This window comes from Gordonia sp. JH63 (genome assembly GCF_009856645.1).
In the GTDB taxonomy this organism is placed as follows: domain Bacteria; phylum Actinomycetota; class Actinomycetes; order Mycobacteriales; family Mycobacteriaceae; genus Gordonia; species Gordonia hongkongensis.
Map to the genome: position 1 here is coordinate 1,810,360 of NZ_CP047235.1, position 23,263 is coordinate 1,833,622.

The following is a 23,263-nucleotide window of genomic DNA, read 5'->3' on the forward strand; positions in this document are numbered from 1 at the left end:
CCGCACGTTACCAGCGGGGCCGTGCGCTGCCGACGACATCCTGCAACCAGCGCCGCATCACCGCTTCCGCCGTCGGCACGGTCACTTTCTCCGCGGCCGCGGCGTCGATCGGGAAGCGGTCGGTGGCCGACTCACCCAGGACCTCGGCCACCGCGGACCGTGATTCCGGGTGTGACAGCCATCCCCTGACGAGATCGCCGCCGGCTTCGAGGTGGAACTGCACTCCGTAGCAGTTGTCCACGCGGAACAACTGATTGACGCAGGCGTCGGAGTACGCGAGCAGGGTGGCCCCGGGTGGCAGGGTGAACGTGTCGAAATGCCACTGGACGGTGTCGATGTCGCGTGGTGCGGGTGCGGTGACCGCACCGCCCCACACCGGGTCGGCCATCCCTGCCTCGTTGAGACGCACCCGGCGTACACCGAGTTCCGGTGTGTCGCTCGTGTGCACCTCGCCACCGAGAGCCGCTGCCAGCATCTGTGCGCCCAGACAGACACCCCAGATGGGCACATCCCGTTCACGGGCTCGGCGGAGCAGGTCGATTTCGTCGGCGATCCACGGGATGCGGTCCGCGTCACCGACTCCCATCGCTCCGCCGAGAACGAGGATGGCGTCGAAATCCGCTGGGTCGACGGTCGCGGGTTCGCGCCAGATCCGCAGGGTGGTCGTCTCGGTGATCGCGTGCAGGGCGGGTCCGTAGGCGCCGGGTGGTTCGGACTCCGCGTGCCGGATCTCCAAGACCCGCAACCGCTCCCGCGGGCGTTCGACCGGCTGTGTTCTGGTGCTCATGACGAGTTCAAGAGTACGGTCTCGGTGGCGATTCCTCTCACCGACGCGGGGGCGGAACCCACGCCGGGTTGCGTCAACCGGAATGACATGAACTCGTGGGACGGGACCCGTGCGCGGTGTGGTCGGCGACCCGTTCACTGTCGACCGTGATCTCACACCGTGCGAACCGCCCGCCGGACTGGAACAGCGCGTCGACCGGTGCCTCGGCCGCGGCCCGCGTGTACACCAACGACGCCTTGAACTTGCCGTCTGGATCTCGTTGCGACAGCGGCACTTCGGACTGTGTGCGGAGTCTTCCGTCTGCGTCCGTCCACGCTGCGGCGCCGTTGTGCTCGTGGTCGGAGATCAGCGTGATCGTGATGCGTTGCGTGTCGGTGGTGGGCGCTGCCGCGGCCGGTGCGAACACCAGGAGGCACGCGAGGGCACTCACCGCGAGCGTCAGCAGCAGCCGGAACAGAAGGGCGCGGGCCATGAAGTACTCCGTTCGATGGGCGATCACCGGTCCGGCGACGGGCCGGGTTCCTCGGTACTCCTTCGACGCATCGGACGGCGTATCGGTTCCATCGGGCTGCTGAGTGGCAGCGAAGGCGAGGTCTTCCGGTCAGCTGATCGTCAGCGGCAGCGTGGTGAAACGACGGACGAGAACCCCGGGCTCCCACGCCGTCTGCGTCAGATCAACCCGGAAGTCAGTCGCGGAGCGCAGCAGATGCTCGACCGCGAGGCGCGCCTGCAATCGTGCCAGTGTCGCTCCGACACACAGGTGCAGGCCCTTGCCGAACGCCAGGTGCGACCGCCGCGCCGCCGGATCGAGATCGATCGCGCCGGGATAGTCGAAATGCGCGGGATCCCGATTGGCGGCACCCCACATCAGGAACACATGTGACCCCGCCGGCAATGCGGTGTCGCCCAGCGTCGTGTCGGCGACCACGTGCCGGAAATGCCCACGAAACGGGGTCTCGAGCCGAAGGGCCTCCTCCACGAACACCGGGATGAGCCCGGGGTCGCTGCGTAACCGTTCGACGACGTCGGGATGGCGGTCCAACAGCCAGACGGCACTGTTGAGCAGGCTCGTGGTCGACTCGGCCCCGGCGGCGACCAGTTGGAACAGGATCATCACCGCGGTCTCGTGATCGAGACCGCCCTCGGCGACGCGGCGTGCCACCTCGACCAGCGCGGTCGGCCCGCTCGCTTCGCTCCCGGCGCCGGTGTCATTGTGTGCGTTGCTCATCGCCGCCGACAGATAGGCCGTCAGCTCACCGACCGCCGCGGTTGCCGTCGTCAGCTGGTCCGGCGTGATGACGCCGTCGATCAGGACGTTCGTCGCGATCGCCCACCGGGTCAGCGTGGCACGGTCGGCGACCGGCAATCCGATCACCGCCGTGGCGACCTCCATCGGAATCCGTTGCGCGACAGCGCTCACCCAATCGATCCGGCCACCACGGAGATCGTCGGCCCATGCCTCCGTGATGTATCGACGAATGGTCGGTTCGAGCTCGCGGGTACGTGCCGGAGACACCGACCGCATGGCGAGCTTCCGATGATCGCGGTGCCTGGCCCCGTCGGCGGTGGCGAGGACGTGCATAGCGTCGCCCAGGCCGGCGACCGGAAACTCCGAGACCGTGCCGTCGCCGTGCCACACCATCGTGGCGGTCAGGTTCGACGAGAAGTCCTCCGGGCGTCGGACCGCGTCGGCGATCAGGTCCCAGGAGCCGACGGCGAAGAACGATGAATCCCCGATCCGCTGCACGGGCGAACCGGTGTGCAGACGCGAGTAGAAGGTCGTGGGATCGGCGGTGGTGTCCATGGAGTCCAGCGTGGGCGACCCCGGGCCGTCGATGCACGCATATCCCCGAAGTCGAGATCGGTGAGAAGTCACGACACCATCCGGTGTCTCAGGCTAGCCTCGTGAACAGCTGGAACGTCCTTCATCGACAGGATGGTTCGTCTCACCATGAGAACGGCGGAGCGATGGCCCGGGACTGGCTGGTCGACGGAGACCGGCACGATGCTGCACGCGAGCGTCTGATCGCGCACGCGGCGGCCCTCATCGCACGCCGTGGCCTCGACGGGTTCGACCTCGACGAGCTCGGTCGTCGGGCGCACTGTTCGAGGGCGACGATCTACCGCCATGCCGGCGGTCGGTCCGCGCTGATCGAGTCCGTGCTGGCCACCACGTCGGCACCGGTGCTCGCCGCCATCCGTGCGACCGTCGCGGATCTCACCGGGCCCGATCGCGCCCAGACGGCGATCATCGAGACCCTGCGCGCACTACGCGGCGACCGGGTCATCCGGCAGTTCCTCCGGCCCGACAACCTCATCGGCGCGACGCCAACCGTCCTGTCGTCCCCCGCGGTGCACGCGGTGGCCGCCGATCTGGTCGGCGTCGACCCCGATGATCCCGCGGATGCACGGTTCCTCATCCGTTCCGTTCTCGCCCTGCTGCTCTGGCCCGCCGAACCCGACGAGGAGGCGCGGAGCGCGGAATCGATCGTCGCCGGCATCTTCCGTCGGGACCCCGGCACCGACGACGACGGCCCGCACCCCTGAGGGTGCGGGCCGTTGCCGGGCTGCAGAGAAAGTTCGAATCGGCTAGCGCGAGAACATGAGTGCGCGCTTGACCTCCGAGATCGCCTGGGTGACCTGAATGCCACGCGGGCACGCGTCGGTGCAGTTGAACGTGGTGCGGCAACGCCACACACCGTCGACGTCGTTGAGGATGTCGAGACGCTCGACGGCCCCCTCGTCGCGGCTGTCGAAGATGAACCGGTGCGCGTTGACGATCGCGGCGGGACCGAAGTACGAACCCTCGGTCCAGAAGACCGGGCAGCTCGTCGTACAGCAGGCGCACAGGATGCACTTGGTGGTGTCGTCGAACCGGGCGCGGTCGGCCTGGCTCTGGATGCGTTCGCGGGTCGGCTCGTTGCCCGAGGTGATCAGGAACGGCTTGATCGCGCGGAACGCGTCGAAGAACGGTTCCATGTCGACCACGAGATCCTTCTCCACCGGCAGGCCGCGGATCGGCTCGATGGTGATCGTGATCTCCTTGGACTTGTCCTTCGGGAGCATGTCCTTCATCAGCAGCTTGCAGGCGAGACGGTTGACGCCGTTGATCCGCATCGCGTCCGACCCGCACACGCCGTGGGCGCAACTACGACGGAACGTGAGCGTCCCGTCCAGGTAGCCCTTCACGTACAGGAGCAGGTTGAGCAGGCGGTCGGTCGGCAGCGCCGGGACGCGGAAGCTCTCGAAGCCCTGGGCGTCGGGATTCTCCGGGTTGAAGCGGAAGATCTTGAGCGTCACCATGGTGGCCTCGTCGGGCACCGGAGGCAACGGCGGATCGTCGGAAGACGGTGCGGGCTTGTCCAGAACAGATGTCATCAGTACTTACGCTCCATCGGCTCGTAGCGGGTTTCCACGACCGGCTTGTACTCCAACTCGATGTCTGCAAGGAGGTCCGTGCCCTTTTTATAGGCCATGGTGTGCCGCTTGTAGTTGACGTCGTCACGATCCGGGTAGTCCTCGCGTGCGTGACCGCCGCGCGACTCCTTGCGGTTCAGGGCTCCGGCCACCGTCACCTCCGCCATCTCCAGCAGGAAGCCGAGTTCGATGGCCTCGAGGAGATCGCTGTTGAAGCGCTTGCCCTTGTCATGGACTCGAATGTGGGCGTAGCGCTCCTTGAACCGGTGGATGTCGGTCAGGGCCTGCTTGAGGGTCTCCTCGGTGCGGAACACCGAGGCGTTCGCGTCCATCGAGGCCTGCAGCTCGGTACGGATGTCGGCGACGCGCTCGTGTCCGTGGTCGCTGAGCAGCAGCTCGAGCCACGAGTCGACCATCTCGGTGGGCGTCTCGGGAAGCTCGGCGAACTCGGCCGAGTTCGCGTAGTCCGCGGCCGCGATCCCCGCGCGTCGTCCGAAGACGTTGATGTCGAGCAGTGAGTTGGTGCCCAGCCGGTTGGCTCCGTGGACCGACACGCACGCACACTCGCCGGCGGCGTACAGGCCGTGGACGACCTCGTCGTTGTTGCGCAGCACCTGACCGTTGATGTTGGTCGGTATGCCGCCCATGACGTAGTGACAGGTGGGGAACACCGGCACGTACTCGGTGACCGGGTCGACGCCGAGGTAGGTACGGGCGAACTCGGTGATGTCGGGGAGCTTCTCGTTGAGGACGTCCTCGCCGAGGTGGGTCACGTCGATGTAGACGTAGTCCTTGTTCGGCCCGGCGCCGCGACCTTCGAGTACCTCGAGCACCATCGACCGGGCCACGATGTCGCGCGGCGCGAGGTCCTTGATGGTGGGGGCGTAGCGCTCCATGAAACGCTCGCCGTCGGCGTTGCGCAGGATGCCGCCCTCACCGCGGACCGCCTCCGAGATGAGGATGCCGAGCCCCGCGAGACCCGTCGGATGGAACTGGTGGAACTCCATGTCCTCGAGGGGCAGGCCCTTGCGGAAGATGATGCCCATGCCGTCGCCGGTCAGCGTGTGCGCATTCGAGGTCGTCTTGTACATACGGCCCGAGCCGCCGGTGGCGAACACGATCGACTTGGCGTGGAAGACGTGGATCTCGCCGGTCGCGAGCTCGTAGGCGACGACACCGGTCGCGACCTGCTCGCCCTTCTCGTTCTCCGTGAGGCAGATGTCGAGGGCGTAGAACTCGTTGAAGAACTCGACGTCGTGCTTGACGCAGTTCTGGTAGAGCGTCTGCAGGATCATGTGGCCGGTGCGGTCGGCGGCGTAGCAGGCCCGCCGGACCGGGGACTTGCCGTGATCGCGGGTGTGGCCGCCGAAGCGTCGCTGATCGATCTTGCCCTCGGGCGTCCGGTTGAAGGGAAGGCCCATCTTCTCGAGATCGAGCACCGCGTCGATGGCCTCCTTGGCCATGATCTCGACGGCGTCCTGATCGGCGAGGTAGTCACCACCCTTGACGGTGTCGAAGGTGTGCCACTCCCAGTTGTCTTCCTCGACGTTGGCGAGTGCCGCACACATGCCGCCCTGGGCCGCGCCGGTGTGGCTGCGGGTCGGGTACAGCTTGGTCAGCACCGCGGTGCGAGCACGAGGGGCGGCTTCGATCGCCGCGCGCATGCCTGCGCCGCCGGCGCCCACGATGACGACGTCGTAGCGATGTTCCTGCATGTTGTGGGTCTCCTCTAGCCGACGCTGTTGACGTCGAAGGTCAGGAGGGCGTAGGTGCCCATCGTGAGGACGAGGATCATCGACACGGCGAGCAGCACGTTCAGCCAGAAACGGGTCGAGTCCTTGCGGGAGTAGTCGGCGATGACGGTGCGGACACCGTTGCCGCCGTGCAGCTGGGCCAGCCACAGCATGGTGAGGTCCCAGATCTGCCAGAAGGGTGAGCTCCAGCGCGCGGCGACGAACGAGGAGTCGATGCGGTGCACGCCGCCGTCCCAGGCCAGCATGATGAACATGTGCCCGATCGTCAGGACGACGAGCAGCAGCCCGGAGAACCGCATGAACAGCCACGCGTTCTTCTCGAAGTTGCCGCCCTTGGGCTTGCGGGGCGAGCGCGGGTTGTCCAGGCTCGCGGGACGGTCGTGCTGAGTACCGAGGGTCTTGGCGACACCGGTGGCTTCCGAGGTGGTCATCTCTGGTGTCTCCTACAGGTGGCTGAACATGATCTGCAGCAGGCGGACCGTGCCGGCACCGAAGACGATGACGAACAGGGTCATGGCCACCCACAGCATCTGTCGCTGGTACTTGGGTCCCTTGGACCAGAAGTCCACGAGGATCAGGCGCACACCGTTGAAGGCGTGGAACAGGACGCACGCGACCAGGGCGATCTCCATGAGACCGATGATCGGCGTCTTGTAGGTCTCGATGATCTCGTCGTACTGATTGGGGTCGACTCGGATGACCGCGGTGTCGAGCACGTGTACGAAGAGAAAGAAGAAGATCGTGACGCCGGTGATGCGGTGCAGGACCCACGACCACATGCCGGGATCGCCGCGATAAAGAGATCGTCTGCGCACCGGGTCGGGTGCGACTTCGGTCGAGGTGCTCATCGGGAAAGTGGCCTCCAACATCGTCGATGGACGCGTCGAATCGGCATGCTCCGACTCGACCATGGACCCATACGAAGAGACTCTAAACCCATGCACATTCCGGTGGTAAATTGCCCGAACCGATCTGGGCGACAAGACATTACGACTTAGGTTTGCCTTACCCAAGCTTTGCGGTGATGAAATCCGGATGAACGGCCGATGACGCCGGGCGACAGGAGATCCACGTGGTTACAGAAATCGATTGGGATGTGTTGCGGGACAAGGCCAGATCGATGATCGGTCGTGCCTACGCACCCTACTCCCGGTACCCGGTGGGCGCCGCCGGGATCACAGCCGAGGGCGGTGTCGTCGCCGGTTGCAATGTGGAAAATGTCTCATATGGCCTGGGTATCTGCGCCGAGGTCGCACTGGTCGCGGCCCTGGTGAACGACGGAGGCGGGGCGCTGCGGGCGGTCAGCGTCTGCGACGCCCGCGGGGCGGTTCTGATGCCGTGCGGACGGTGCCGACAGGTCCTGCTCGAACACGGCGGGCGCGAGCTCCTCGTCGACCACCCCGGTGGTCCCCGGATGCTCGCCGAGCTGCTTCCCGATGCCTTCGGACCCGACGATCTCGAGGCGGTCCGTTCATGACGGTCGACGCCCGGGAGATCATCCACGCGGTGTCGGTGATCGCCACCAAGCGGGGCGGACACGAACTCGCCGACGCACAGATCGCGTGGATGGTCGACGGCTACACCCGCGGCGAGGTGGCGCCGGAACAGATGTCGGCATTGCTGATGGCCATATATCTGCGCGGGATGAATCGCCGTGAGATCGCGTCCTGGACGCACGCGATGATCGACAGCGGGCGCCGGATGGACCTGTCCGGTCTGCAGCGGAACGGGCGGCCGCTGGCCACCGTGGACAAACACTCCACCGGCGGTGTCGGGGACAAGATCACCCTCCCGCTCACGCCGCTCGTCGCGTCGTTCGGCGTCGCGGTGCCGCAGCTGTCCGGTCGGGGGCTCGGTCACACCGGTGGGACGCTCGACAAGCTGGAGTCCATCCCGGGGTGGCGGGCCGAGGTGAGCACGTCCGACATGCTCGACCAGCTCGAGCGGGTCGGCGCGGTCATCTGTGCCGCAGGCGCCGACCTGGCACCCGCCGATCGCAAGCTCTACGCCCTGCGCGATGTCACGGGCACGGTCGAGTCCATTCCGCTGCTGGCGTCGTCGATCATGAGCAAGAAGATCGCCGAGGGCACCGGTGCGCTGGTCCTCGACGTCAAGACCGGGTCGGGTGCCTTCCTGCCCGACGAGGACGACGCGCGCGAACTGTCGTCGACCATGGTCGAACTCGGTCACGACGCCGGTGTCGACACCCGTGCGGTCATCACCGACATGGGCACACCGCTCGGACTCGCGATCGGCAACGCCGTTGAGGTGGCCGAGTCGGTGGAGGTACTCGCCGGCGGCGGACCCGCCGACGTCGTCGAACTGACCCTGGCTCTCGCCCGGGAGATGCTCGACGCCGCCGGGCTCGTCGACGCCGACCCCGCAACCCATCTCGCCGACGGCCGGGCGATGGACACGTGGCGGGCGATGATCGCGGCGCAAGGTGGCGACCCCGATGCGCCCCTGCCGACGGCGCGCCACCACGACACCGTGACCGCGTCGGGCGACGGCATCGTCACCGAGATGGACGCGCGCGCGGTCGGCGACGCCGCGTGGCGCCTCGGCGGCGGCCGATCGAAGCCGGGGGAGGCGGTCGCGGCAGAGGCGGGAGTGACCATCCATGCGAAGCCCGGTGATCGTGTCCGAGCCGGTCAACCGTTGTTCACCCTGCACACGCAGGATGAGGACCGGATCCCCGGCGCCCGCTCCTGCCTGGCCGGGGCGACGACCGTGGGGCCCGACTCCGCCGAACACGCGGGCGGCGCGCGCACCCGTCCACTGATCATCGACCGCGTTAGGTTTCCATCATGACGACGCTGACCCCGGCGAACATCTCCCTCGCCCCGAAGGTGCTCCTTCACGACCACCTCGACGGCGGACTCCGGCCCGCGACGGTCCTCGAGTTGGCCCACGAGGTGGGATACGACGGCCTCCCGGCGGATGAGAACGGCAGGCAGATCGATGACGCCGAGACGCTCGGGCAGTGGTTCCGACGTGCGGCCAACAGCGGCTCGCTCGAGCGCTATCTCGAGACCTTCTCGCATACCGTCGCGGTGATGCAGACCGTCGGCGGGTTGGAACGCGTCGCGCGCGAGTGCGTGGAGGACCTCGCCGCCGACGGGGTCGTGTACGCCGAGGTGCGTTATGCGCCCGAACAGCATCTCGAAGGTGGGCTGACCCTCGACGAGGTCGTCGAGGCGGTGCTGCGGGGCTTCGCCGAGGGCGAGGCGGTCGCGGCCGAGCGGGGCCGGACGATCACCGTGCGGTGCCTGGTCACCGCGATGCGCCACGCCGCCCGGTCACGCGAGATCGCCGAACTCGCGGTCCGCTACCGGGACCGGGGTGTCGTCGGTTTCGACATCGCCGGCGCCGAGGCGGGGCATCCGCCGACCCGCCATCTCGACGCCTTCGAATACATGCGGGCCAACTGTGCGCCCTTCACCATCCACGCCGGCGAGGCATTCGGGCTGCCGTCGATCCACGAGGCCATCGGCTTCTGCGGGACGGACCGGCTGGGTCACGGCGTCCGCGTCTTCGACGACATCGAACTCCCGGAGGGGGTCGATCTCGCGGCGCACTCGTTCGCGGGTGCGCGGCTGGGTCAGGTGGCGAACATCGTGCGGGACAAGCGGATTCCGCTGGAGCTGTGCCCGAGTTCGAATGTGCAGACCGGGGCGGTCGGTTCACTCGCCGAGCATCCGTTCAACGTGTTGGCGCGCCTACGGTTCCGGGTGACGGTGAACACCGACAACCGATTGATGTCCGACACCACCATGAGCAAGGAATTCGGCCTGCTCGCCGATCGGTTCGGCTATGGCTGGGCGGATTTCGAGCGGTTCACGGTGAACGCGATGAAGTCGGCGTTCATCCACTTCGACGAGCGGCTGGCGTTCATCGACGACGTGATCAAGCCCGGCTACGCGGTGCTGCTCGGCTGAGCAGCACCGTCGCGGCCGGTTACGGGCGGGAGGAGGGGACTGCGCCCGTCATCCCTTCTTGGTGAGCCGGGCCTCGAAGTCGTGCTCGAGCGCGCGCCACGCCTCGGCCTCGTTGTCGAACGGACCGCTGGGCGCCATGCGCTTGGGGTCGGGGTTGACGGTGTAGTCGACGAACCATCCCAGCGGAGTGGTGGTGCCGAGGGCCTCGGAGACCGTGTTGTCACCGGCGTAGTCGGCTGCGTCGGTGAAGAGTTCGACGGCGAGGTCGAGCTGGTCGCGATCCATTCGGCGGGGGCCGTCGGCGATGTCGTCGGCGAGACCCGGCAGGACGTAGACGTTGTCGTCGATGACGTCGAACTCGAGTGATCCGTTGGTCGCCTCGGTGCGGACCTCGTCGAACGTGGACAGGTCGGCGAGGTCGTGCGTGTTGTCGTCGGCGAGGAACCGCGAGAGCGAGCGCGCCGAGGTGAACACGAAGATCTTGCCCTTGGTGCCGAGGAACACCGGGTCGTCTCCGAGGTAACACCGCAGTGTCAGGTACTCGTTCGCGCTGGTGACGATCTTGATCGGGTCGATGCCGACCGACGCCCAGAAATCGTCGTCGTCGTAGTCGTCCTCGTCCTCCTCGTCCGTGTCCTCTTCGAGGTCATCGTCGTCGGCGGCGTCCGAGGACTCGGAGTCGGGGGCACCGACGATCTCGATGTCATCGTCGGTCGGCTCGTCCTCGTCCTCGGCGGACGCGGCGGCCTCGAGTTCGGCCTCGGCGGTCTCGACGGCCTTGGCGTCCACCTTCGGTGTGCTGATGACACCGTCGATGGCATCGAGCACGTCATCCCAGTGCTTGGCGATGAGCCGGCCGATGCGCACCCAGAGGTCGGTGCCCTCGCGGCCGTCGAAGTTGCGTGTGCCGGTGGTGACGGCGCCCAGGATCGGGTTGCCGTTGAAGAACTTGGTGACCGGTGTCAATTCGCAGACCTCACCGAGGATGCGGACGATCTCGAGTGCGTCTTCGAGTTCGGCGATGACCTCGGCGGTGGGGTCCTCCGCGGCGAGCTCGGGTACGCCGACGAGGTCGTAGCTGTGGCGCCCGTCGGGGACCAGTTCATCGGCCTGCAGGCCGACCACGGTCGACCACGCCGGGTGCTCGACGAGATCGTTGTCCTCGTTGGTGCGGATGAACGCGGCGAGCTCGGCGACAGAGGGCAGGACGTACAGGTCCTCGTCCAGTCCGAGGAAGGCCTCCCATTCATCGTCGCCCTCACGCCAGCGGGGTGCCCACAGGGTGAAGCTGTTTCCGTCGGTGAGTCCGAGCTCAATCGGGACGATGTCTCCGGCCATGGGGACACAGCCTAGCGATTGTCGGCGGCGGATCCAGTAGTGCCCCCACAGACGGTCGGTGGTGTGCCGACGACTTTTCGATGAACTCCTGACCCGCCCGCGGGTGCGACCATCGGCGCGGCTCTCATCGTGGACGGAAGAATCCTTCGAATGCCTGGTCGAGGTTCGAGGTGCGTACCGGCGAGACGCCCACGGGGTCACCGGCTTCGATCATTTGACCATTGCCGATGTACATCGCCACGTGGCCGGACCACACCGCGAGGTCTCCGGGCTGCAGCTGCGCCTGGGACACCTGATACCCGGCGGTGTCCTGCTCCTGGGCGAGGCGGGGGAGTTCGAGCCCGGCCTGCCGGTAAGCCCACTGTGTGAAGCCGCTGCAGTCGAATCCGTCGGGCGTCGTCCCGCCCCAGACATAGGGCACCCCGCGTTGACTCAGCGCGGCCCGCACCGCGGTCGCCGCGCGTTCGTTCGGAGCGTGGGCGACCGAGCCGTCGGGCAGCGTGATGGGGACGCCGCCGGGCGTGGGGACGGGCGACAGTCTGGCGGCGTCGCCGCCTGCGACTCCGACCATCTCGGCCGGCGCCGTGCGGCGGGCCAGGGCGGCCATCGCCTCGGTGTCGGAGCCGAGCTCGGCGCGAGCACGACCGATGATCTCCACGCCGCGGCTCAGATGCTCGACGGCGATCGGCAGGACCGCGAGAAGGACTGCCGGAGTGGCCAATCCGCCGGCGAGGCCACGGACATGCCGTTCCAGGGAGTCCACGAGGCCGTTCAGCGCGGTCGACGCCATGTGGACGGTACGGCCGGCGCTCTCGACGAGCCGGCCGAACTCGGCGGCGCATTCGGTGAGTTCGGTGAGTCGGCGCTGGTTCGCCGCGGTCGCGGCTGCGGCTCCGGCGGCCCCGGCTCCGTCCCACCGCGTGAGGACGGACTCGGCGGCCGACGTCGACCGCTGGCGCACCGACTCGACGGTGCCCGCTACGGTCCGGACCTGCTCGGCGGGGTTGCCCGGTGCCAGGATCCCGGTCCCCAGCGCGGCGATCAGTTGCCGCAGTGGCTCGATGAGGAGTTCGACGGGGATCACAGCGTCAGCTCACCGGCCGTCGCGATCCGGTCGGCGGCGGCGCAGTCGCAGTCGGCGTAGGACGTTGCGGCCGAGCTCGTCGTGAGTCCGACGCGTTCCTCGCGCGCCGTCGCGGCCTCGATGGTGCGACGGTGCAGGTCGAGGAACTCGACGACGGCGGTGAGGAACTCGATGCCGATGAGACCGAAGGTGATGGCGAGTTCGACCACGGCGGCGTCGTCGCTGCCGGTCCCGCCCTCGAGCATCTGGGCGTTCGTGCGGTGTGCGCCGGAGAACTCGTGCAGCGCAGACGAATCGGCGAACAGTCGGCCACCTGTGTCCGGGCCTGGCCGGGTGGGTGCGGGATAGGGATGGGGGGAGGACGGGCTCATGGGTTTTCGACGCGGCGCGGCCCCGTTGGGTTCCATCAAATTCTCGCGGCGACCCAGACCGGCGTGGTGGAGCTCGCCCAAGCGGCACGCGAGCGCCGGGGAGGAAATAGGGTGTCGGCATGGAGTCCCTGATCGTCGACCATCCCCTCGCAGCCGCGCGTCTGACCACGATGCGCGACGAGACCACCGACAACGCCGGATTCCGGGCTGCGCTGTCTGACCTCACCCAGATGCTGATCTACGAGGCGCTTGCCGGTGCGCCGCGCGCCGACGTCGCGATCAACACGCCGATGACCGCGCACACGGGATCGAGGCTGGCATCCCCGCCTCTCCTGGTCCCGGTCCTGCGGGCCGGACTCGGCATGGTCGAGCAGGCGCACGCGATGGTGCCCGAGGCGCATGTCGGTTTCGTGGGCCTCGCCCGCGACGAGGAGACCGCACAACCCGTGCCGTACCTGGAGTCGCTGCCGGAGGACCTGTCGGGACGGCCGGTGTTCGTCCTCGACCCCATGCTCGCCACCGGCGGCTCCATGCTCCACACCATCGAGTTGCTGGTCGCCCGCAACGCCACCGACATCACCGCCGTATGTGTCGTCGCCGCACCTGAAGGGGTTGCGGCGCTGGAGAATTCGGGACACCCGTGCCGGCTCGTCGTGGCTGCCGTGGACGACGGTCTCAACGAGGTCAACTACATCGTGCCCGGTCTCGGTGACGCGGGCGACCGGCAGTTCGGTCCGAGGTATTTGTGAGGGTCGGGACCACCCGAGCGAGCTCGTCGCGCCGCTTCTGACCGTTGGCTTGAACGCAGGGGATCGCTGAAACCGCATATCCAGCCGTCGATTCCGCTGACCGATTCGGGTCATTGAACTCGACTCGCCAGTGGCCGGACACCCAGGCGCGGCGGGGCATCCGGGTGTCTGCATCTCGGTGGGCGCCCAGTGCCGCGCCGGTGCGGCCGCGCGTTTGCGCCGAACCCCGCCTCCTCTGTCTCACGCCACACACGTTGCAAACACAGCCAAGCCATGGTCATCGACATCCACGCAATGATCACGGTCGCAGTAGCGAGGGGCCTCATGAGCCTGGCTCGACGACGATCAGTGACAGGGTCCGCCGACCTGGGAGCGCCACTTGTCGTGAGCGATCGCGGGGGCCGGGGCGGCGACATAGAAGCGCTGGATCGTGACGAATTATTCGCTTACAGAATGAAATCTGAAACGGGTGTGACTGAAGTTCACCGCTGTCAACGATCTACGCCAGTCAACGAGAATCAGCGCACAGTCGACGAAAAACGCTGCACAGTGGATAGTTTCGCTATTTCTGGGCCTGTGGAAACTCTTCGTGGTCGAACGCATGTTCCTGTACCTTGGAGTCATGTCAGAGCTAGCCACTCTCCTCGATCAACTCATCGGAACCACCCCGCCCACCAACGACCCAACCGGCAGAGCGACATTCGACGCCCTCGACACGTGGCGCCTGATCCGCAACCTTGCCGATCATCAAATCGCCACGAACGCAGCGCAACTCGATGCTCTCGGGGTCGCGCAGAAACCGGTAGCACCACCAAGAAGCTGCTGATCGAGTCAGGACATGCGCCGGCCTCCGCCCTCCGCACCATGCGGAGTGTCGACGCGCTGCCCAACCTGCCCGCTTTGGCGCGTCATGCCGCCGATGGGCGGCTGTCCGGCGAGATCGTCGATGCCATCGTCCGCGGCATGAACGAGATCGAGAAACGATGTGGTGAGGCGCTTTCCGACGACGATCGCTCCCGGTATGAGAGCGAGCTCGTCGCCTAGGCGCTGTCGGGCGCGACACCGACTGAAGTACTCAAGCACGCTCGAGCCATCAGCAACACACTCTGCGACGACTCTGACACCGGTGTACCGGCCACCGACGACCCATCGCTGAACGCGGTCAACGTGCACACCACCGACGACGGGCGCGTCGAGGTCCGCGCTGACCTCACCCAGTTGGTCGGCGAGAAGTTCCTGGCGATGATCGACGAACGGTCCTGTCCACGGCCCGAACCCGACGGCGCCGAGGATCGTCGCACCGCCGAGCAGCGTCGCGCCGACGCTTTCGAGTTGATCCTCGACCAAGCCGCGATCGGCGCGACCATCGATACCGTCGGAAGTCCACGCACGCAACTGATGCTGACCATCCCCGCCACCGGAGAACTCGCAACGCTGCCGTGGACCGGGACGGTCAGCCATGCCACCGCGAAACAGGTCTCCTGCGACGGATCCCTGACCGAGATCGTCCTCGACAGTGAGGGCGTACCGCTGCAGATGGGTCACACCCGTCGGTTGTATCCGGCGCACCTACGTAAGGCGGTGATCGTCCGCGACGCGTGTTGCGTCAAATGCGGTGCACCACCGTCACATACCCAGGTTCACCATATCAAGTCGTGGGCCGACGGTGGACCCACCGACCTCGACAACGGCTGTTTGCTGTGTCAGCGCTGCCATACGCAGGTCCACCACCACGGCTGGGACATCGTGATGGGATTCGACCGCCATCCCTGGCTCGTCCCACCCGCCAGTATCGACCCGCAACGCCGACCGCTACCCGCCTACAACCGGCGCACCATGCGCCTCGACGAGGCCGCCTGACCGGCCGTCCGACAACCACTTTCGCGTAGCACCTTCCGCACCCGGGCCATACCCGGGACCGCATCCGTCCTTTGACAACTCCACAGTGTCACCCCAGAGGCAACCGCCCCCCGTACGAGACCGGCCCGTCTCGACGCAGTGGATGGGAACTGTTGAGCGCTGAGCGAGCGTCCGGCTTTGTGTCAGCGCATTCCACCGGGTGATCTCGATATCGGCGTCGTCTGTGTTCCAAGCCAATTGGCGACGGCCCGAGCGGCGGGCGGCGACGTCGGACGCAACGGTCATCCCGTCACGCACGCTTCGCATTTCGGTGACCGGGCTGAGCCGAACCGCGGTCAGGGAGGTGCGGCGGGTCTCAGCCGGGCAGCGACCAGTACGCGAGCATCGGCTCCTCGGTGAGCACGGCGCCGCCGTCGACGATGGTGAGACTTGTCGGCGAGACGAGGTAACGCACCGAGCCGTTGCGCGCCTCGAAGGTGTCTCCGGTGCGGGTCGGGAACTGGAGTTCGATCCCGCCCTCGGGTGCGGCGCCCTTGTAGTACAAGCGGCCCGTCTGGGTGCCCACCTGGCAGATCACCACGCGCGACCGGGCGGTCTGTCCGACGGCCACGGCGGGGTCGTCGGCGGCGTTGCAGCGGGGACCGCTGGTGAATCCCTGCCAGTCCGCGCCGGCGACGGTGGGGGTCGGCCGGACCGGGGGCGGCGGCGTCGTGGTGGTGGTCGCGGTGGTGGGGGTCGTCGTCTCCGCGGGGCGGGTGACGGTACTCGTGAAGGTCGACGCCGACGGTTGTCCGCCGTCCGCGCTGTCGCGGTCCGCGGACTCGTCGTCCGCGGGGATCAGGAGCAGCGCCGCGAGGACGCCCACCACCACCAGCAGCACGCCCGCGCCGATCGCCACCAGCACCGCCGGCGACGACCACGGGGACCGAGGCGGGCCAGGTGGCACCGGGCCCTGCGGGTAACCGCCCGACGGATAGCCACCCTGGGGATAGCCGCCTGGACCGCTCGGTGGATAGGTCATCTCGCTCCTTCGGTTCGGCCGGCCGCGGTTCCGTTCGGTCCTACAGTTCGCCGATGATCCGGGCCAACAGCTCGCCCATCCGGGTTGCCGACGCGCGGCCGACCTCCAGGACCTCTGCGTGGCTCAGGTGTTCGCCGGTCATGCCGGCCGCGAGGTTGGTGACCAGGGAGATGCCGAGCACGTCGAGTCCGGCCGCGCGCGCCGCGATGGTCTCGTGCACGGTCGACATCCCGACCAGGTCCGCACCCATCGTCCGCAGCATCCGGATCTCGGCGGGGGTCTCGTAGTGCGGGCCGGGGAGCCCGGCGTAGACCCCCTCGGCGAGGCCCGGGTCGATGCCGCGCGCGATCTGTCGCAGCCGCGGTGAATAGGCGTCGACCAGGTCGACGAACTGGGCGCCGACCAACGGGGAGCGGGCCGTGAGATTCAGATGATCCGAGATGAGCACGGGTTGCCCGACCGACATGTCCTCGCGCAGACCGCCCGCCGCGTTGGTGAGCACGACGGTGTGGACACCGGCCGCGGCTGCGGTGCGGACCGGGTGGACCACGCGAGCGAGGTCGTGGCCCTCGTAGGCGTGAATACGTCCCAGCATCAACAGGACTCGTCGATCGCCGATCCGGACGGAGTGGACCACGCCGCCGTGGCCGGCGGCCTTGGGCGGGACGAATCCCGGGATCGACGCCATCGGCAACGAGCGGATGGGCCGCCCGAAGGCGTCGGCGGCGGGTGACCATCCCGACCCGAGGATGACGGCCACATCGTGTGTAGCGGCGTCGGTCTCGGCAGCGATCGTGGCCGCGGCGACGATGGCCGCGGCATCGGGGTCGGCGGTGGGCTCCATGCGCCAACCCTAAACCGTTCCCCGGCCCACACGGCCGCGCGTCGCACCGCGCCGACCGATCGGGTCGGTGGCGACGAGACCGGGAGCGATAAGGTCGGGACATGCCATTTCTGAACGGTGACGGGGAGGTCGTCGAGCTCCATCTCGGAGCGCGCGGTGAGGAGATCAGCGAGTCCAATCCGGAGAACCGCTTCCGGACCGACTGGTTGGACGAGGTCGATGCACTGCTGGACCAGGTGGTCGCCGACCCGACACGACCGCTGGTGATCACCGCCACCGGGAAGTTCTTCTCCAACGGCCTGGACACCGACCACATCTTCGCCGCTCCCGACCAGCTGCCCGGTTACCTCGACCGCGTGCACGCCCTGTACGCCAAGGTGCTCACCGTCCCCGTCCCGACGGTCAGCGCCGTCAACGGGCACGCCTTCGGCGCCGGCGCGATGCTCGCGTTGTGCACCGACCACGTCCTGATGCGCACCGAACGCGGTTTCTGGTCGCTGCCCGAGGCCGCTCTCACCATGCCGTTCACCCGTGGGATGGCGACGTTGCTGCGCACCCGACTGACCGATCGCACCGCCACCGAGGCGATGTACACCAGCCGGCGGTACGGCGCCGACGACGCGGTGCGTGCGGGAATCGTCGACGAGGCCGTGGACGCCGAGCTCCTCGTGAAGCGGGCCACCGAGATCGCGGCCGCCCGCTCCGCGACCGCCGGACCCAACCTGGCGCTGATCAAGCGCGGACTCCGTGGCCCCCTGCTCGACGACCTCGCACGTCAGACCCCGCCCGGAGTCTTCTGATGTCGGCCGCGGGAGCGGACTTCGCCGCGGCGGACGATCCCATCGACGCCTGGCTCGCCGAGCACGGCGGCGATCTCATCGCGTGGCGCCGGCAGATCCATGCGCATCCGGAACTGTCCCGGCAAGAGGTCCGCACCACCGAGCTGGTGATGAGCGAGCTCACCGCTGCCGGACTCACCCCGCGCCGGCTGCCGCTGGGCACCGGAGTGATGTGCGACCTCGGTCCCGCCGGTGAGCCCCGTATTGCGCTGCGCGCGGACATGGATGCCCTGCCGGTGACCGAACACACCGGCCTGCCGTTCACCTCGGCGGTGGAGGGCGCGTCGCACTCGTGCGGTCACGACGCGCACACGGCCATCCTGATCGGCGTCGCGAAGCTCCTCGCCGCGGCCGAACCACTTCCGGTCGGCGTGCGTCTGATCTTCCAGGCCGCCGAGGAGGTCATGCCCGGCGGAGCCCTCGACGCCATCGAGGCGGGCGTCACCACCGGTCTCGGCCGCATCTTCGCCCTGCACTGCGACCCGCGCCTGCCGGTCGGCACGGTCGGTCTGCGGTCGGGCCCGTTGACGTCCGCGGCCGACCACATCGATCTGCAACTGCACTCGGCCGGCGGGCACACGTCGCGGCCGCACCTCACCGGGGATCTCATCTACGCGATGGGCACGGTGATCACCGGCCTGCCCGGGGTGCTGTCGCGACGGATCGACCCGCGTTCGGGCACGGTGATGGTGTGGGGCGCGGCGAACGCCGGCAGCGCCGCCAACGCCATCCCGCAGGAAGGTCGCATGCGCGGCACGGTCCGCACCGGCGATCACGCCACCTGGGCCCAGCTCGAGCCGCTGGTCCGCAGCGTCGTCGGCGAGCTGCTGGCACCGCTCGGCGTGCGGTACGACCTCTCGTACTTCCGCGGGGTGCCGCCGGTCGTCAACGACGAGGTCGCGGTCGGGATGTTCGAACGGTCCGTCGCCGCGATCGGGTCCAAGGCGATCGCGGACACCCCGCAGTCACCCGGCGGCGAGGACTTCTCCTGGTATCTCGAACACGTCCCGGGAGCGATGGCCCGCCTCGGCGTGTGGGACGGATTCGGACCGCAGGTCGATCTGCACGCGCCCAACTTCGATCTCGACGAACGTGCCCTCGCCATCGGTGTGCGCGCGCTCGCCGGGATCGTGCTGAACGCGACCAGCGCCGCCGGCTAGGACACCTCGTTCTATTCCGCGGGCCCCGGTCCGGGTCCGACATTGCGCGACTCGCGCAACCGGAGGTCCTGCACATACTCCGCGGGTGCGCCGGCGATCTCCGCCGCCTCGGCCATGACGCCGAGGTAGCGCGCCGAGGGCAACCCGCCCTCGAAGGCGTCGAGGACGTACAACCAGGCCAGTACCGGGCCGTCGGCGGTGTCGACGCGGGCGCGGATCTTGCGGTGGATGCCGAGCTCGGAACCCTCCCACCGGTCGAGCAGATCCTCGTCCTCGGTGGTGACGTCGTAGAGAACCACGAACACCCGGGCGTCGGGGTCGTCGCGGTCCTCGGTGACCGTGGCCAGGGACCCCTCCCACCCGATGTCGCCGCCGCCGAACGTCAGACGCCAGCCGCGGAGCCATCCGGTGCCCGACATCGGGGAGTGCGGCGCGCGCTCGGCCATCTGCTCGGGATGCATGTTGGATCCATAGGCGGCGTAGATGGGCACGGATGGAGCCTAGATGGTCTCCGCCGAGTCCGGAAGGCGACACCGTGGCCCGGCCCCGGTGTGCGACCACGTTCACAACGACGGACCCGCCCGACTAGTTTGGTAGGCGGCGCGAACGGGGTCGACCGTCTCGCGCGACCCGAGGAGCGTGTCACCCCGCGTTCCCGTCGAGCCACGACACACAGCCGGGCGCAGCTTCCCCACGAAGGACGCGGCGAGCCGGCGTGGAGAACAGGAGTCACAGTGACCAGGATCGTCATCATCGGCGGCGGACCCGCGGGTTACGAGGCGGCGCTCGCGGCGGCCGCCTACGGGGCCGACATCACGGTGATCGATTCGGACGGGATCGGCGGTGCCTGCGTGTTGTGGGACTGCGTCCCGTCGAAGACGTTCATCGCGTCCACCGGCATCCGCACCGAGGTCCGTCGCGCCGTCGATCTGGGTATCAACATCAAGACCGACGACACCTCCGTCACATTGCCGCAGATCCACCAGCGGGTCCGCGACCTCGCGTTCGCCCAGTCCGCGGACATCCGCTCACGACTCATCAGCGAAGGCGTGACGCTCGTCTCCGGTACGGCCGTGCTCGACGAGCGGCAGGTCGGCGTCTCGACGCACACCGTCGTCGCGACGCTCGCCGACGGAACCACCGAACGCTACGACGGCGATGTGGTCCTGCTGGCGACCGGCGCGTCGCCCCGCGTGCTGCCCGACGCCCAGCCCGACGGCGAGCGCATCCTCACCTGGCGTCAGCTCTACGACCTCGAGGAGCTGCCCGAACACCTCGTCGTCATCGGTTCCGGCGTCACCGGCGCCGAGTTCGTCCACGCCTACACCGAACTGGGCGTCAAGGTGACGCTCGTGTCGAGCCGCGACCGGGTCCTCCCGCACGAGGACGAGGACGCCGCGCTGGTGCTCGAGGACGCACTCGCCGAACGCGGCGTCGAGCTGGTCAAGCACGCCCGCGCCGACAAGGTCGAGCGGCACGGCGATTCGGTCACCGCGCATCTGGCCGACGGCTCGACCGTGACCGGCAGTCACGTGCTGATGACCGTCGGTTCGGTCCCGAACACCACCGATCTCGGACTCGATCGTGCCGGGGTCGCGGTCGGCAAGGGCGGTTACATCGAGGTCGACCGGGTGTCCCGCACGTCGGTCGCGGGGATCTATGCGGCCGGCGACTGCACCGGGCTGTTTCCGCTGGCATCGGTGGCCGCCATGCAGGGCCGCATCGCGATGTACCACGCACTCGGCGAGGGCGTGAGCCCGATCAAGCTGAAAACCGTTGCGTCCGCGATCTTCACGCGTCCGGAGATCGCCACGGTGGGAGTGTCGCAGAACGCCATCGACACCGGTGAGTACCCGGCGCGCACCGTGATGCTGCCGTTGGCCACCAACCCGCGCGCCAAGATGAGCGGTCTGCGCCGGGGCTTCGTGAAGATCTTCTGCCGGCCGGCCACCGGTGTGGTCATCGGCGGCGTCGTGGTCGCACCGAACGCCTCCGAACTGATCCTGCCCATCGCCCTCGCGGTGCAGAACAAGCTCACCGTCGGCGACCTGGCCCAGACGTTCTCGGTGTACCCGTCGCTGACCGGGTCCATCACCGAGGCGGCGCGGCAGCTGGTTCGGCACGACGACCTGGACTGAGCGCCGCCCGCCCACTGTGCACAGCCGGTGCCGGTGTGCGCCGCCGGCTGCGTCGTCACGGTAGGGTCGGACGAATTCGTTCGTCCCGGCCGGCGACAAAGGGGGTGTCGTGAGCTCGCCGCAGCAGTCCTACAACACCTACGGCAGTCGCAACGACCGCGCGTTCGCTCGCGGTCGCACGCAGTGGGCGGGCATGAGCATCGATGAGATCCTCGACGTCCTGAGCACGATGGAACCCGGTCGTGCCGGCGGTGACGTCAACACGATCCTGCAGGCGATCGAGTCCGTCCGCCGCGCGGCCGAACGGATGCACGCGATGTTCGGCGACGGCATGCTCGGTCAGGCTTCCGACGCGGCGCTGGAGGCGGGCCGGTCGCTGTCGGCCGATCTGGCGACGACCTCGGAGACCGCCGGTCAGATCGGGGATGCGCTGGCCGGCGCGACGGGCATCCTCGGGTCGGCTCGCGGGCAGGAGGGACGGTTGCGTGAGCTGCAGCAGCACATCCGTGACAATCCCGAGGACGCGCCGGCGGTCCGGCACGAGGTCGACCGGGCGATGACGGGCGCCTACTCCTCGCCGATGATCGGGCTGCAGCGCTCCCTGCCGAACGACCCGTCCGGGGCGAACGGGGTGACCGCAGGACTCGGCGGCGGGCCGACCGCAGGCGGTTCCGGGGCCGCGGGCTCCGGGCCGGACGCTCCCCGCGGTCAGGCCGCCAACACCGTCGACGCCGGCGACTTCGGGCGTGCCACTCCGACTGCCGGGCCGGTGCCGGTCGCTGCGGGCGGTCCACCACCCGGTGGCGGCGGACCCGGTGCGTCGTCGACGCCGCCAGGGCCTGCGGGTCCGGGCGGCGGACCATCCGGTCGTGGCAACACCGACGGCCCCGACGGGTTGGTGCGTGGTGGTCGGGCGACGCCCGAGTCGACGACCCGCGGCGCCGCGGCTCCCGAAACGCACCGGTCGGGAGGCGCCGACGGGATCGGCGAGAACAGCGGATCCGGTTCCGGTGGCGGTGCGCCGGCGAGTGGAGGCGCCGGGGTCCCGGTCGCGATGCCCGCTCCCGGCTTGCTCCCACCCGCGTCGGCGCCGACGCCGACCCCGGTCGCCGGCGGCTCACCGACGCCGGCGACCCCCGCCACCGCCGGGCCGGTTGCCCAGCGCCCGACGGGGATGCCGCTCGCCGGGGCCCCGGGCGGCGGACGGCGGCCCGGCGCCGACGACGACAGCCACCGGGCAGCGCCGTACCTGCACACTCGGGAACACGGCGCGCAGCTCGTCGGCGACATGCCGCTCGTCGGTCCGCCCGTCATCGGCGACTGGATCCGGCAGGCATCCCCGGCGGTCGACGACGCCGCGCCGGCCGGGCCGGATCAGGCCTTGTCCCTGCGGCCCGCGGCACCCGGCGACGCCGTCTCCCGGACCCCCGTCGACGGTGCGGCGCAGGAGGTCTCGGACGACACCGATGCACCGTCGGGCGGTTCGGCCACGTCGAGACCGGAGACCGTGTGAACGCCGGGCTGAAGCGTGTCGACCGGTTACCGGGCGGCGTCGCCCGCCTCGTCGACTCGGTGCCCGACGAGGACCTCACGGCGTGTCTGCACCTGATCGTCGCGACCGTCCTGGACGTCACGGCGGTCTCGACGCCCGAGATCCGGGAGGCGATCAGCCAGTGGCGGCGGCAGGGCGGTGCGTCGACGGCCGGCATCGCACGTCTGCGGCTCGTCGCGGCACAGCACGACTTCGACGCCTTCGCGCATCAGCGTCGTGGCGACGTGGACGCCCAGCGCGACAGCTTCCGCCGCGCCCGCGCCGTCGACTGCCTGGTGGCCGCGATGTCGACGCCCGCCGCTGGTGAGTCGCTGCGCGATGCGCTCCGCGAATCAGCCTACGAGGCCGCCGCGGCACTGGGCGGCACGGCCGGTGTGGTCGCCATCCTCGCCGACCACGTGATGTGAGGCG

The 23,263-nt window shown here is 68.7% G+C and carries 23 protein-coding genes and 1 pseudogene; 11 read left to right on the forward strand and 13 right to left on the reverse strand.

The genetic code is table 11. From position 1 onward, the window contains the following. Positions 1 to 7: 7 nt before the first annotated feature. From GR168_RS08185 to GR168_RS08195, 3 genes are all read right to left on the reverse strand, one after another. On the reverse strand, positions 8 to 787 hold the full coding sequence (locus tag GR168_RS08185) for a type 1 glutamine amidotransferase (RefSeq protein ID WP_159370494.1): 780 nt from the start codon (positions 785 to 787) through the stop codon (positions 8 to 10). Between the two features lie 73 nt (positions 788 to 860). Continuing rightward, positions 861 to 1,259, reverse strand: coding sequence for a hypothetical protein (locus tag GR168_RS08190; RefSeq protein ID WP_159370495.1), 399 nt, complete (start codon positions 1,257 to 1,259; stop codon positions 861 to 863). A 129-nt stretch (positions 1,260 to 1,388) separates the two neighbouring features. Beyond that, positions 1,389 to 2,591, reverse strand: coding sequence for a cytochrome P450 (locus GR168_RS08195; protein ID WP_159370496.1), 1,203 nt, complete (start codon positions 2,589 to 2,591; stop codon positions 1,389 to 1,391). Positions 2,592 to 2,755: 164 nt separating this feature from the next. Between GR168_RS08195 and GR168_RS08200 the strand changes: the two genes are divergently transcribed. After that, a complete protein-coding gene (locus GR168_RS08200) occupies positions 2,756 to 3,334 on the forward strand; it encodes a TetR family transcriptional regulator (protein WP_058250662.1) in 579 nt (192 codons plus the stop codon). Between the two features lie 42 nt (positions 3,335 to 3,376). On the opposite strand, the gene GR168_RS08205 is transcribed toward GR168_RS08200, so the two are convergent. From GR168_RS08205 to sdhC, 4 genes are read right to left on the reverse strand one after another with little or no spacing between them, the layout of a single operon-like run. Next, positions 3,377 to 4,165, reverse strand: coding sequence for a succinate dehydrogenase iron-sulfur subunit (locus GR168_RS08205; protein ID WP_058250661.1), 789 nt, complete (start codon positions 4,163 to 4,165; stop codon positions 3,377 to 3,379). Then, positions 4,165 to 5,919: a succinate dehydrogenase flavoprotein subunit gene (gene sdhA, locus GR168_RS08210; protein ID WP_159370497.1), complete on the reverse strand. Its 1,755-nt coding sequence runs from the start codon at positions 5,917 to 5,919 to the stop codon at positions 4,165 to 4,167. Before sdhA ends, GR168_RS08205 begins: the two co-directional genes overlap by 1 nt. A gap of 14 nt (positions 5,920 to 5,933) precedes the next feature. Beyond that, positions 5,934 to 6,389, reverse strand: a complete 456-nt coding sequence (locus GR168_RS08215) for a succinate dehydrogenase hydrophobic membrane anchor subunit (RefSeq protein ID WP_058250659.1) — start codon at positions 6,387 to 6,389, stop codon at positions 5,934 to 5,936. Between the two features lie 12 nt (positions 6,390 to 6,401). Beyond that, positions 6,402 to 6,806, reverse strand: a complete 405-nt coding sequence (gene sdhC, locus GR168_RS08220; protein ID WP_058250873.1) for a succinate dehydrogenase, cytochrome b556 subunit — start codon at positions 6,804 to 6,806, stop codon at positions 6,402 to 6,404. Between the two features lie 224 nt (positions 6,807 to 7,030). On the opposite strand from sdhC, the gene GR168_RS08225 reads away from it, so the two are divergent. From GR168_RS08225 to GR168_RS08235, 3 genes are read left to right on the forward strand one after another with little or no spacing between them, the layout of a single operon-like run. Next, the gene (locus GR168_RS08225; protein WP_058250658.1) at positions 7,031 to 7,435 is read left to right on the forward strand and encodes a cytidine deaminase; all 405 of its coding nucleotides are present in this window, start codon (positions 7,031 to 7,033) and stop codon (positions 7,433 to 7,435) included. Continuing rightward, positions 7,432 to 8,769: a thymidine phosphorylase gene (locus GR168_RS08230; protein ID WP_159370498.1), complete on the forward strand. Its 1,338-nt coding sequence runs from the start codon at positions 7,432 to 7,434 to the stop codon at positions 8,767 to 8,769. The genes GR168_RS08225 and GR168_RS08230 overlap by 4 nt, the downstream gene beginning before the upstream one ends. Next, entirely contained in the window at positions 8,766 to 9,896 is a 1,131-nt protein-coding gene (locus GR168_RS08235; protein WP_065630716.1) for an adenosine deaminase, read from the forward strand. Before GR168_RS08230 ends, GR168_RS08235 begins: the two co-directional genes overlap by 4 nt. 48 nt (positions 9,897 to 9,944) lie before the next feature. On the opposite strand, the gene GR168_RS08240 is transcribed toward GR168_RS08235, so the two are convergent. The 3 genes from GR168_RS08240 to GR168_RS08250 form a co-directional block, all read right to left on the reverse strand. Continuing rightward, complete coding sequence (locus GR168_RS08240) at positions 9,945 to 11,234, reverse strand: primosomal protein (RefSeq protein WP_065630717.1); 1,290 nt, start codon at positions 11,232 to 11,234, stop codon at positions 9,945 to 9,947. A 124-nt stretch (positions 11,235 to 11,358) separates the two neighbouring features. Beyond that, complete coding sequence (locus tag GR168_RS08245; protein ID WP_068971759.1) at positions 11,359 to 12,318, reverse strand: C40 family peptidase; 960 nt, start codon at positions 12,316 to 12,318, stop codon at positions 11,359 to 11,361. Further along, on the reverse strand, positions 12,315 to 12,689 hold the full coding sequence (locus GR168_RS08250; protein ID WP_068971760.1) for a type VII secretion target: 375 nt from the start codon (positions 12,687 to 12,689) through the stop codon (positions 12,315 to 12,317). Before GR168_RS08250 ends, GR168_RS08245 begins: the two co-directional genes overlap by 4 nt. Before the next feature lie 119 nt (positions 12,690 to 12,808). Between GR168_RS08250 and upp the strand changes: the two genes are divergently transcribed. Further along, a complete protein-coding gene (gene upp / locus GR168_RS08255; RefSeq protein WP_068971761.1) occupies positions 12,809 to 13,438 on the forward strand; it encodes a uracil phosphoribosyltransferase in 630 nt (209 codons plus the stop codon). 601 nt (positions 13,439 to 14,039) lie between these two features. Further along, positions 14,040 to 15,298, forward strand: a pseudogene (locus tag GR168_RS08260) (DUF222 domain-containing protein). Between the two features lie 355 nt (positions 15,299 to 15,653). Here GR168_RS08260 and GR168_RS08270 read toward each other — a convergent pair. Together GR168_RS08270 and GR168_RS08275 are read right to left on the reverse strand one after the other, a co-directional pair. Continuing rightward, on the reverse strand, positions 15,654 to 16,319 hold the full coding sequence (locus GR168_RS08270) for a hypothetical protein (protein ID WP_159370499.1): 666 nt from the start codon (positions 16,317 to 16,319) through the stop codon (positions 15,654 to 15,656). A gap of 40 nt (positions 16,320 to 16,359) precedes the next feature. Next, positions 16,360 to 17,163 (reverse strand): purine-nucleoside phosphorylase, encoded by an 804-nt coding sequence (locus tag GR168_RS08275; protein WP_058250650.1) that lies wholly within the window; start codon positions 17,161 to 17,163, stop codon positions 16,360 to 16,362. Between the two features lie 101 nt (positions 17,164 to 17,264). Between GR168_RS08275 and GR168_RS08280 the strand changes: the two genes are divergently transcribed. After that, positions 17,265 to 17,963 (forward strand): enoyl-CoA hydratase/isomerase family protein, encoded by a 699-nt coding sequence (locus tag GR168_RS08280; protein ID WP_159370500.1) that lies wholly within the window; start codon positions 17,265 to 17,267, stop codon positions 17,961 to 17,963. Beyond that, the gene (locus tag GR168_RS08285; RefSeq protein WP_159370501.1) at positions 17,963 to 19,162 is read left to right on the forward strand and encodes an amidohydrolase; all 1,200 of its coding nucleotides are present in this window, start codon (positions 17,963 to 17,965) and stop codon (positions 19,160 to 19,162) included. Before GR168_RS08280 ends, GR168_RS08285 begins: the two co-directional genes overlap by 1 nt. 11 nt (positions 19,163 to 19,173) lie before the next feature. Here the strand turns inward: GR168_RS08285 and GR168_RS08290 are convergent, their stop codons facing one another. Beyond that, positions 19,174 to 19,653 carry a gamma-glutamylcyclotransferase gene (locus GR168_RS08290; RefSeq protein WP_004021668.1) on the reverse strand — a complete coding sequence of 160 codons (480 nt, stop codon included), beginning with the start codon at positions 19,651 to 19,653 and terminating at the stop codon, positions 19,174 to 19,176. Between the two features lie 243 nt (positions 19,654 to 19,896). Here GR168_RS08290 and GR168_RS08295 point away from each other — a divergent pair, with 243 nt between their 5' ends. The 3 genes from GR168_RS08295 (at position 19,897) to GR168_RS08305 (ending at position 23,259) form a co-directional block, all read left to right on the forward strand. Next, a complete protein-coding gene (locus GR168_RS08295; RefSeq protein WP_058250647.1) occupies positions 19,897 to 21,300 on the forward strand; it encodes an NAD(P)H-quinone dehydrogenase in 1,404 nt (467 codons plus the stop codon). Between the two features lie 109 nt (positions 21,301 to 21,409). Next, the gene (locus tag GR168_RS08300) at positions 21,410 to 22,813 is read left to right on the forward strand and encodes a hypothetical protein (RefSeq protein ID WP_159370502.1); all 1,404 of its coding nucleotides are present in this window, start codon (positions 21,410 to 21,412) and stop codon (positions 22,811 to 22,813) included. Next, positions 22,810 to 23,259, forward strand: coding sequence for a hypothetical protein (locus GR168_RS08305; protein ID WP_223258846.1), 450 nt, complete (start codon positions 22,810 to 22,812; stop codon positions 23,257 to 23,259). Before GR168_RS08300 ends, GR168_RS08305 begins: the two co-directional genes overlap by 4 nt. Positions 23,260 to 23,263 lie beyond the last annotated feature (4 nt).